Below are 11,219 nucleotides of genomic sequence, written 5' to 3'. Positions count from 1 at the left end.
ATTCTTTTTATTCTGCATTTACCGTTGCTGGCGGACCTGAATCTTCACCGCCAGTATCGGCTAATGCCACAGCAACCACGACAGCTGCCACACCGACGGCGATCGCCGTCGCTGTTAACCCACCAGCAGATGCTGCCAATGCAGTATTTGCCCCCGCCGCCTCTCCTGTTGTCGATGCAGCACTGGCTTTTGTCGCAGATTGAGCCGCACTCGATGTCGTTTGCGACGTTGTTTGCGACGTTGTTTGCGTTGAGGTTGTTTGTGCAGATGACGGTGATGTTGCAGATTGCGACGCTGTTACCGCTTCATCCGCAGCCCAAGCCGTAGACGAAAAAATCCCATAAAAAATAAGCGCAATTACAAATTTATTCATACCATTCCTACTCATTAGGTGAGTTATTGATATGAATATAAGTATAGCTAGGCTTGCACTTTTCGCCTTACCGTCGAAGCGCAAATCATAAGATCAGCATTAAACATACGGCTTTTTATTCACTTAGCTGGAATAACTAAAATAAAAAATACATTCGCAAGACGAGTGAAAGAAGAGCCAGTTCTAGCACTAACTGGCATGGTGAATCCTGACATTTTCAATCACAGAATACAGCTTGTCAGCCAAAGCTCGCAGCGTTGCAATCTCGCCATGCACCAAGTAAATCTCCCTCGGTCCATGAGCAATATTACGAACAAACTCTATTAAATCAGACTGATCAGCATGTGCCGAATAACCCGACAGTTGATGTATTTGAGCATTTACGGTTATTAATGCTTGGTTAACTTCAACGTCTGTTTTGCCGTCGATTAACGCTTTACCAAGCGTTCCTTTGGCTTGATAACCCGAAAAAACAATGTCTGTTCGCTTATCTGGTAATAATGCTTCAAGGTAACCAACAACCCGCCCCCCGGTACACATCCCACTTGCGGCTACAATAATCGCAGGCTCTGCAGAAGCTTGAAGTCGGTTAATCAGTGCGACATGTTCAGCATGCGATTTAATCACAATACATTGTTGAAAAGAGAGAGGATGACGCCCTGTGCTATAGCGTGATTTAGCCTCATTTGCCCATAATTGTTTATAGGTGTTGTACTGCTCGGTGATCTTGGCTGCCAGAGGGGAATCTAAAATAACGGGTAGACTTTGCCACTTTACTTTTGACGAATGGATATCGGCTTGCGCAATAATATTTTCAAGATCAAACAGGAGTTCTTGCGTTCGACCGACACTAAACGCCGGAATAATAATCGCACCACCATCTTGTAATGAACGCTCTACAATCTCTTTTAACCGCCTCTGACGATCACCGATAGATTGATGTTGGCGATCACCATAAGTACTTTCCAGTACTAAAATATCAGCCCGTTCAGGCGAGAAAGGATCAACTAATAACGGCGTATTGCATGGGCCTAAGTCACCAGAAAAGACCACTACACGATCATCTGGCAACTTAATTTCAACATAAGCAGAGCCCAATATATGGCCAGCTTGACGAAAGCGGACATTGATCAGCTCACCGCTTGGAAAAGTGAGCTGAACCCAGCAATCATAAGGAATTGGCTTTAAAAGCGAACGCACCCGATTAGTGATTTGTTCACATTGCTGAGAATCAAGACCCAGTTGAATTTTAAGCCCATCTTCAAGCATCAGAGGCAGCAAAGCCGATGTTGCTTGAGTCGCATAAATTGGCGAATGAAAGCCCGCTGCGAGTAACCAAGGAATACGACCAACATGGTCAATATGGCAATGAGTAAGAAAGAGTGCACGCACACAATCTAATGGGAAATCAATATTCAATGATGACTTTGATTCAGCACCTTGGAAAAGGCCACAATCAATCAATAAACTATTGCTTCCTAAAAACAACTCATGGCAAGAGCCTGTTACACCATCTTTGGCCCCATGATGTTCTATGCGCACCGCACTGCTCCAACATATTAGTATTAAGCGAGCATGATGACAGAGATTGAACGTAGTAAATTGTTATTAGTCGTAAGGTTTAGATCAATCTCGCAAATTAATCCGTATATTTTGAATAATGCGTCAGAACCGATTGAGCAATAACAAAATCCAATTCTTCATCAATATCAAGGGCACGATTTGCGGGCATTTTATAACCCATATTGGACAAAGGATGAATCAAAATATCATGCTCTAATATATTGAAACTAGATGTAATGTAGATTGCACCATTAAGACGATAATGTTGTTCACAATCTTGACTACGTTTTACATTGTCATCAAACAAAGGGCTCAGTTTCGCATTATCATCCGCTTTAAACGTCCATTGAATGGGATGCTCGACAGGTGTTACCGAAACAACGCTTTCTATCGTATGATCACAATACAGCTCCCAAGCATTACGGATATCTTGAGCTGTTCGTAACGGCGAGGTGGGCTGTAAAAGAACAAGCTGATCAAACACTTCATCGTGTGATAAATAGTACTCAAGCTGATGCTTTAATACTGAGATCGTAGTGGCAGTATCCGTCGCCAGTTCACTTGGTCGAAGATAAGGTACTTCGGCACCATACTGTATTGCAATATCCGCTATTTCTTGATCGTCGGTATTTACAATAACACGGTCAAAAATACCACTCTCTAATGCTGCTTCTATGGTCCAAGCGATTAACGGTTTACCCGCTAACGGTAATACATTTTTCCGAGGCAAACGCTTACTACCACCGCGCGCTGGAATAATTGCGATCGGCTTTTTAAGACTTTCTCCATGAGATGACATTAAAAAATACCCAAATCTAACATATCGGCTTGGGCACGGCGGTAATCGTCAATTCGACCGATATCGAGCCAATACTCGCTGATTTCGTATGGAACGGCTTTACCACCGCGAGCAATCACTTGCTCAAACACAGTTGTGATGTCAATCCGTTGGTTCTTCGCTACCTGACGGACCACATCGTGATTAAGCACATAAATCCCGGTATTCACTTTCACTTTATGAGCAGGTTTTTCACTTAACGCGGTGATCACATTACTGTTGCCATCAACCTTATGACAATCAATGACCCCAAACGGAATTTGATATTCATAATCACGGACGCACATAGTGACATCTGCCGCTTGCGATTGGTGGTATGCGAGCAACTTTTCAAAATCTAAATTGGTCATGATATCGCCATTCATCATGATCAACGGCAATGGGCTAGCACTCTCGGGTAATAATCCAAGCGCGCCGCCTGTACCCAGCGGCTGATCTTCATGAATATAGGTGATACTCACGCCCCACTTTTCACCATCGCCAAAATGCGCACGGATCATTTCAGGTAGGTAATGGGTTGAAATGTAAAAATGGCGGAAACCTGCCCGAATAAAGCTCAACAATATGCTTTCGAGGATAGGCTTATCACCCACCTTCAACAAAGGCTTAGGGCATTCATTGGTTAGTGGCTGTAGCCTGGTACCAAAGCCCCCCGCCATTAAAAAGACTGGGTTATCATAACGAACAGGATGCAGTGCTTGGTTTAATGTTTTTAAACCACAAAGAATGCCATTATCAACCAAGGGTATCGCGAGGATATCTTTCGCTTCCATCAAGCAAACCAGATCCTGATTAGACAAATCAGCACCCGCTGTTGTTGGCTGCTGGTTCATCACCAACTCAACACTTGATGACATATCCAAGCCACGCAACAAACCTCGGCGTAAATCACCGTCGGTGACAGTGCCTAACAGACGTAGCTCATCATCGGCAATAAGCACAATGCGCAGCGCTTGTTCATCAATCACTGCAAGTACTTCACGCAATGTGGCACTCAGTGGCAACACCGCCTTGGTCCAATTTTTGATCATATAACCGTTTCACCTGCTTGAACGTGTTTGTGAACTCTTGCCCCTGCGGCAATCACTGCTTCTCGGCCAATGTTAATATTCTGGATAACCACAGCGTTAGCACCAATAAAGGCACCTTGCCCTACATGCACTTGACCGCAAAGTGTCGCACGCGGAGCTATATGACTATGGGCATCAATAACACTATCATGCTCGACGATAGCACCCGTATTGATAATACAGTTATCGCCAATAATGGCGCCAGCTTGAATAATGGCGCCTGGCATCACTTGCACCCCTTCACCAAGACTCGCAAAAGGTGAAATGATCGCTTGCTGGGAAATCACCGAAGCAAAGCGATAGCCTTGGGCTTTAAAGTTGTTAAATAGTTTTATACGCGTAAGACGCTTAGGGATAGCGCCAATACCATTAACAAGGCAGACTGAATCGGCAGGAAATGCCAAAACATCGTCATCAGAAAAATACTGGGGTAAGTCTTCCAGCACGCTTCGTAGCTCGTTATCTTCTAAAGCTAAATCAGCACTGACAAGGCCTGTAATCGTTTGATCTTGTTGGCGTAACATATCCACTAATACACTCGTATGACCACCAGCACCTAAAACGATCACGTCAGCTGTTCGCTTGTTACTACTCACTAAGCTACTCATTAAACGACTCACTAATGAAGTCTCCTTCGTGATAATCACACCGCGCCGCTTTACCGATGAGATCCCAGTAACGATAAGGGCTCATTCCACTCCCTGGTCGCTTAATGGCGATGTTATGCACGCTAAACATTTCGCCTTTAGCAATAGTGCCATTGGCGACCAAGCTCTTGCGTGCAACCGTCATATTCTTCATCTCAGAAGCCTGTGGCGCTTTTTCGCCAGAGCCGAGAGCAAGCTCTACCCCACGGATCGCCGCTACCATCTGGCTCAACTCTTCGGGGTTAAGTGACGCCTTGTGATCAGGTCCTGACATAGTTTTATCGAGCGTAAAGTGCTTTTCAATCATGCTCGCACCACGAGCAACAGCAGCAATAGGCACAGTAATGCCTTCACTGTGATCGGAATAACCCGCAGGCAATTGAAACTGCTTGCTGAGTGTATCCATCGCGCGCAAATTAATTTCCGCTAAAGGTGCTGGGTATTCGGTGGTGCAATGCAACAAGGTAACCTTTTCTCTTAACGCTGCTTGGCCTTGTTCTGAGCGGTAAGCTTGCTTAAACGCCGCCACCGATGGACTCACCTGAATTTCAGCCGTATAACCAAAAGCAATCACACCTAAAGCGGCTTCAACCTCAGCCAACGTCGCCATTCCCGTTGAGACAATCAGATCACACCCCGTACGGGCATGCTCAAGAATAAGCGGCGCATTGGTTAACTCACCAGAAGGCAGCTTTAAGCGCTTCAACCCAAGATCATTGACGAGAAATGCCAAGCTTTCGCTATCAAATGCCGTCGATAAAAATTCAATACCCCGCTGTTCACATTGCTGCTTAAGCGCAAAATGAGCCTCGAAACTCAACTCTAGGCGACTCAACATATCAAGCTGAGACTCTTGCTGTTGGGTATTGGCGACTTGATAGTCTGCCTGTTTAGCATCAGCCGTTACTAAATGCTTCGCTTTAAATGTCTGGAACTTAACAACATCAGCCCCAGCTTGGTAAGCGGCATCCACCAACTTATGAGCAAGTCCAATATCACCATTATGGTTGACGCCCGCTTCGGCAATAATCAGAGTCATGATAAGTACCTGTAGTTAAGTCTCTGGGGTTAAGTACCTGTAATTAAGTCTCTGTAATTAACTATCAGGATTAATTAGCGATAGAAGTAGACCATTATGCTTGGCCTGAAGTGGTCAAGTAACACTGTGTGGCAAATCATAAAATGTCTTCATTACCTTTAACGGCAGCGTTCGCAAAAGCTGAATGATTTGCTCGCTACTATTACCATCGCCATAAGGATTGATAATCACTTCACCGTCTTGCTTGTAGTCTTGGCTAAGCGCACGAGTAATACAATCTTTAATCGCATAGGTATTTGGCGCGCAATGGAGCACACTTTTTGCTGCAATTCGCCCTTGCTGACGCGCACCAATATTAACCGTCGGCACATCAAACGAAGGCACTTCAATAATACCGCTAGAAGAGTTACCAATCACCGCCGCCGCATGCTTTACCGCACTTAAATAGCGCTGCTGACCCAAAGACGGAATAACCAAGACACGCTCAGGTTGCGCGGCGGCATAAGCTTCAAGCATGGGAATGATCTGTCTACCGCCATCATCGGCATTAGGATAAGTCAGAATAATTTGATGTTGCGGGAACGCATCTAGAGCATCTAATAATGCTTGGAAGCTTGCGACAGCCTGTTCATCCGCTAAAGTGACAGGATGATAGGTCACAACGAAGAAAGGAGAATGAAGCGAAAAGTTCAGCGAAGTACTTAGCGCATCCAATGATAACATCTGGCTACGATTCAAATGATCGAGCCCTAATGCGCCAACATTAAAAACACGCTCAGGCGCTTCACCGAGTTGGATAACACGCTGGCGATACGCGTCCATCGATGTGCAGTGGTAGTGACTGAGTTTAGTGATAGCATGACGAATAGCATCATCATAAGCGCCTTCACTGATCTCTCCACCATGCAGATGGATAACGGGAATACGTAATATCATTGCGGTTTGCGCCGCTGCTAGCGCTTCGAAGCGATCCCCCAAAATCACTAAAGCATCAGGCGCTAATCGTGACAAGGCATCAGTAAAGCCTATGACACCTAGGCCGATACTTTTTGCAACACCCGCTGGCGAATTTGATGACAGTAAGGTTTCAACTTTTTCATCAATCGTGAACCCATCGGCTTCAATTTGTTGATAGGTAAAACCAAATTCAGGTGAAAAGTGAGCGCCAGAGACCAAAAGCTGTAAGTGAAGATCTTCTGCTGCTTGAATATCTTTCATCAACCAATACAGCAAGCCATATTCTGCACGAGTACCTGTAAATACTGCGATTTTACGTGATGTCATCTAGCGTCCTACCTTTGTCGCCTAAGGCTTAGACTCTCAACGTCTTTAGCGGCTTAGATTGTTCTAATGTCGCCATTGTAACAAAGGCAAAGCAAAGGCCATAGAAAGGTAATACGATATTAGCTCGTCGTTATGACCACCGCTATAAATAGGCGCTAGTTATCAGTACTCGACATAAGGATCGGTGACGAAGGTAAATTCACAATGCGAGCAGCAAGCCATTCTGATGTGAATAAATCCCCTCGTAAACAATGCTGATACATAGGCAAAGTATGCATAAGTTGCCACACAGGGCGGGTCATCACACCTTGTTGATTGGTCTCTTCTAGCAGTTGTTGGCGAGCAACGCTGTTCGGACAAATGACCGCATTGAGCCAGTAGTTAGACTGAGCATACTCAGGCTCGACCACAAACTGATAATCCGCAAAACCAGCATCACTCAAAAAGAACGCTTGGTAATCCATCGCTAACTGACGCTTAGCGGCAAGGTACGCAGGCAATTGCTCTAGCTGCGCACACCCCAAGGCGGCGTTTAAGTTTGGCATTCGATAGTTAAAGCCAGCTTCATCGTAATAGAACTCATAAGGATGCGCGACCTTAGCGGTTGTCGTTACGTGCTTAACGCCTTGTCCTGCTTGGGCATCACGGCATAGCACCATACCACCGCCACCCGTGGTAATGATCTTATTGCCATTGAAACTCAGCGCACCAAAATCACCGAGTGTCCCGGTATGCTTACCTTTGTAAAACGAACCTAAACTTTCAGCGGCATCTTCCACCAATACCAAATTCCATTGCAGGCACACTAACAACAGCTCATCTAATAACCCAGGATGACCAAAAGTATGCATCGGCAATATAGCGCGGATCACCTTACCCGTTGCTTGATGAATACACAGACCACTGGCATCGAAGACCGCGTTATCCGTTAGGTATTCGGATAAAGCTCGCGGACACAACGAGAGGCTTTGGCGGTTAACATCGACAAACAGAGGCTCAGCCCCCATGTGATGCAAGGTATTACAGGTCGCCACAAACGTCAGTGCTTGGGTTATCACCAAATCACCTTGTCGTACCCCCGCTTGGTGTAATGCCGCATGCAAGGCTGCGGTGCCATTAACGGTCGCAACCGCTTTTGTAGAACCTGTATACAGTTCGATTTGCTGTTCAAATTTATCGACATAACGACCGACACTCGAAACAAAAGTGCTATCAATCGTATCAAGCAGGTAGTTCTTCTCATTTCCAGTAAAGCTAGGAGCATGAAGAGGAACAAACTCATTGGTTTGATAAGTATCGCGGACAAATTCAACCAGTCGCTGGCTTACAGCGTTTTTTGATATAGCGTTCATCTAAATACCGCTTTTATCAATAGCACTGTTATAACTAGCACCGTTATAAATAGCTTTCATCGTTCTTTATCACCGCCATTACATCTTGCTGTCGAGGTACTTGCCCGTTTCTTTATGACCAAAATCAGGGATCATGTGATGAAAGAGCGCAACTAACTCATCTTTAGTCCAACACTGGCTGTCTTTCATTTCAGCGATAGCTTGCTCAAAGTGAGTAAGTAATCCAAGGTTAAACTCAGGTTCATTTTTAATCACACCTAAATTAGCAAAGCGTGCCATATCAAGCACTTCTTCACCTGTATAGAACTCCTCAAAGTCTTTTTCACCCGTGGTATCACTTGAGGTAAACAAACACGGCCATTTTCCTTGCTCAGGTAGTGTTTTCGCTAACTCTCGGGCTTGTTGCTCAGATTCACACAAGTAAGGTTCAAAGCCACGCTGTTTAAGGTACTTAACCGCAATATCAGCAAAAGAGATAAGGTGAAGGGCTTCGCTCAGTTTTGGAAAGAAGATATCTCGGTTTTCGCCAAAGATACAAGACATCAAACACAGCTCGCCTGATTCCTGTGGCGTCACAAAATAACGCTTAATATCATTAGGCGCAACGAGAGGCTGTTGCTTCAAAATCCGCTGATTAAAACCATGAAGCAAAGAACCATCGGAAAAAGCCACATTGGCAAAACGCGCCGTTGAAATGGCAATATCTTGGCTTCGGCGCATCAAGAACATTTCCATAATGCGCTTAGACGCCCCCATCATGTTAACCGGGTTGGCGGCTTTATCGGTCGAGACACAAAAGTACTTTTTAGCACCGAGTTCTATCGCTTGCTGTACGGTTTTATCGGTATTAAACACATTCACATTGACCATGCGCATCAGAGTAAATGGGTCTTTCTCGCTACGCACATGCTTGAGTGCCGATAGATTCAAGACATAATCATAGCCAGCAGCTTTTACTTGCTGCGAGATAAACGCATCAAACTCTACCGAGCCTATATCGAGTGCAAAGGTTTGAAAATCACCATTGATGTAACCAAACGAACTGCGAATATCACGCACCAACTCAACCAAGTTATTCTCGCTGAGATCCACAACATGCAACGCCTTTGGTTGACGCTTAAAAATCTCTTTAACAACCGCCTGACCAATCGAACCTGCACCACCTAGTACCAAAAAGCGCGATCGCGAAACCTCAGCGGCTAATGCTTGCTGATGAGAAAGTAAATCAGAAAAAAAAAGTGGCGATGAACGACCAATGAGGGAGAGCATGTGAAGAGTACCCAATTAAGCTAGAGGTGGGTATTCTAGCTTAATTGGATAGAGAGGAGGAATTATTTGGTAGTCTAGTAAATTGCCCTTAAACAAATATCAAATTATTCCCCTGCCTTCCACGGTATTATTATATTGTTCTTGTTGAACGATTATATGTATTCCAGACAATATCATTAATACCATCTGTTGGTTTAAAACCAGTAGGAGCACTCAAGAGTAGCTCACGAATATCTTCATGCTTCATACCATGGCATGCTTGATCTAATGTATCTAGCATCTGGTTATATTCATCTAATGGCAAATGTATCTCATTAGCTGTCATTATTCGAGAATGTGCTGTCTTCTCTACATTGTCACCAATAAGAAGCTCTTCGTATAGCTTCTCACCAGGTCTAAGCCCTGAAAATTGAATTTCAATGTCACCATGAGGATTAGAATCATTTCTAACCTCTAAACCCGATAACTTAATTAAATTTTCAGCAAGAGCGGTAATTTTAACAGACTCGCCCATATCTAAAACAAATACATCACCACCTTTCCCCATAGCGCCAGCTTGAATGACCAATTGTGCCGCTTCAGGTATTGTCATGAAATATCGAGTAATATCTGGATGAGTAACAGTTAATGGACCACCTGCAGCGATTTGTTTTTTAAACAAAGGAATAACTGAACCAGAAGATCCTAATACATTACCGAAACGAACCATACAGAAACGAGTCCCACCTTCACGCCCGTTTTCTTGTTCAGCAAGTGCCTGTAAACCTAATTCAGCCATCCGCTTAGTTGCTCCCATAACATTAGTGGGACGTACTGCTTTATCAGTTGAAATTAGAACAAACGATTCAACACCAGCCTCGATAGCAGCTTTAGCCGTATAGTAAGTACCATAAATATTATTACGAATACCCTCAATAACATTGTACTCAACCAAAGGTACATGCTTATATGCAGCAGCATGATACACCGTATCCACTTGAAATGATTTCATCACGGATTCTAAGCGATGTACCCGTTGTACAGAGCCTAATAATGGATAAATAGGCACATCCAACTTCAACCCTGCTAATTCACGATCAATTTGATAAAGTGCAAATTCTGACAGCTCAAATAAGACTAAACCTTTAGGCTGCTGTTTGATTATTTGACGACAAAGTTCAGAACCAATTGAGCCACCGGCACCAGTAACCATGACGACTTTATTTTTTATATTCGCCTCAAGTAAAGATTGTTGAGGCATGACAGCATCACGCCCAAGTAAATCATCAACAGAAACATCTTGCAGTTCAGAAATTTTTGCCTTACCGCTCACAATATCAGCAAAGCTCGGAACACTTAAAATTTCTACACTATAGGGGGCTAGCTGATCAATAATTAGCTTTCGTTCATTAGCAGAAGCTCTTGGTACAGCAAGAAGCACTTTTTTTACATCTCGTTTGGTAATGAGGCAATCTATTGCTTCAGGAAGCAATACTCGCAAACCAAGAACTGAAGTTTTTAGATACGAACGGTCTCGATCAATAAAAGCAATTGCACGATATTCATGGCTATGTTTAAGAGCAATACTTAATTGCCGCCCAGCAGAGCCAGCTCCATATATCAAGATGTTAATTTTCGTTCGTCCTGATAACGACTGATATAGTGCTCGAACAATCAACCTAATGCTAATTATAAAGATGACAAGAAATGATGAATATATAATAGGTACTGTTCGAGGAATAAATGCATTTGAAAAAAAACCGATCCCTGCTAATGTTAAGCCTGATAAAAAAGAACCTATAAAT

10 protein-coding genes are annotated in these 11,219 nt (G+C 44.0%); all 10 read right to left on the bottom strand.

Annotation, left to right across the window (positions count from 1 at the left end; genetic code table 11):
* Window positions 1-7 precede the first annotated feature (7 nt).
* Window positions 8-373 carry a hypothetical protein gene (locus ASV53_RS02050; protein WP_094955898.1) on the bottom strand — a complete coding sequence of 122 codons (366 nt, stop codon included), beginning with the start codon at window positions 371-373 and terminating at the stop codon, window positions 8-10.
* 189 nt (window positions 374-562) lie between these two features.
* Entirely contained in the window at window positions 563-1,915 is a 1,353-nt protein-coding gene (locus ASV53_RS02045; RefSeq protein WP_094955897.1) for an MBL fold metallo-hydrolase, read from the bottom strand.
* Window positions 1,916-2,012: 97 nt separating this feature from the next.
* On the bottom strand, window positions 2,013-2,735 hold the full coding sequence (locus ASV53_RS02040) for an acylneuraminate cytidylyltransferase family protein (RefSeq protein ID WP_094955896.1): 723 nt from the start codon (window positions 2,733-2,735) through the stop codon (window positions 2,013-2,015).
* Window positions 2,735-3,805, bottom strand: a complete 1,071-nt coding sequence (locus tag ASV53_RS02035; RefSeq protein ID WP_094955895.1) for a nucleotidyltransferase family protein — start codon at window positions 3,803-3,805, stop codon at window positions 2,735-2,737. The genes ASV53_RS02040 and ASV53_RS02035 overlap by 1 nt, the downstream gene beginning before the upstream one ends.
* Window positions 3,802-4,464: an acetyltransferase gene (locus ASV53_RS02030; RefSeq protein WP_205049173.1), complete on the bottom strand. Its 663-nt coding sequence runs from the start codon at window positions 4,462-4,464 to the stop codon at window positions 3,802-3,804. Before ASV53_RS02030 ends, ASV53_RS02035 begins: the two co-directional genes overlap by 4 nt.
* Window positions 4,445-5,530 carry an N-acetylneuraminate synthase gene (neuB, locus tag ASV53_RS02025; RefSeq protein ID WP_094955893.1) on the bottom strand — a complete coding sequence of 362 codons (1,086 nt, stop codon included), beginning with the start codon at window positions 5,528-5,530 and terminating at the stop codon, window positions 4,445-4,447. The genes ASV53_RS02030 and neuB overlap by 20 nt, the downstream gene beginning before the upstream one ends.
* A gap of 114 nt (window positions 5,531-5,644) precedes the next feature.
* Window positions 5,645-6,814: a UDP-N-acetylglucosamine 2-epimerase gene (gene neuC / locus ASV53_RS02020; RefSeq protein ID WP_094955892.1), complete on the bottom strand. Its 1,170-nt coding sequence runs from the start codon at window positions 6,812-6,814 to the stop codon at window positions 5,645-5,647.
* Window positions 6,815-6,969: 155 nt separating this feature from the next.
* Window positions 6,970-8,166 (bottom strand): LegC family aminotransferase, encoded by a 1,197-nt coding sequence (locus ASV53_RS02015; protein WP_094955891.1) that lies wholly within the window; start codon window positions 8,164-8,166, stop codon window positions 6,970-6,972.
* A gap of 78 nt (window positions 8,167-8,244) precedes the next feature.
* The gene (locus ASV53_RS02010; protein ID WP_094955890.1) at window positions 8,245-9,435 is read right to left on the bottom strand and encodes a UDP-N-acetylglucosamine 4,6-dehydratase; all 1,191 of its coding nucleotides are present in this window, start codon (window positions 9,433-9,435) and stop codon (window positions 8,245-8,247) included.
* A 130-nt stretch (window positions 9,436-9,565) separates the two neighbouring features.
* Window positions 9,566-11,219, bottom strand: a 1,654-nt coding sequence (locus tag ASV53_RS02005; RefSeq protein WP_141226219.1) for a polysaccharide biosynthesis protein, incomplete at its 5' end; no start/stop codon positions are given.

It is taken from the genome of Photobacterium sanguinicancri (genome assembly GCF_002265265.1).
Lineage (GTDB): Bacteria > Pseudomonadota > Gammaproteobacteria > Enterobacterales > Vibrionaceae > Photobacterium > Photobacterium sanguinicancri.
Note: the sequence above shows the minus strand (reverse complement) of the source record. Positions and strands in the feature narration are given on the sequence as shown.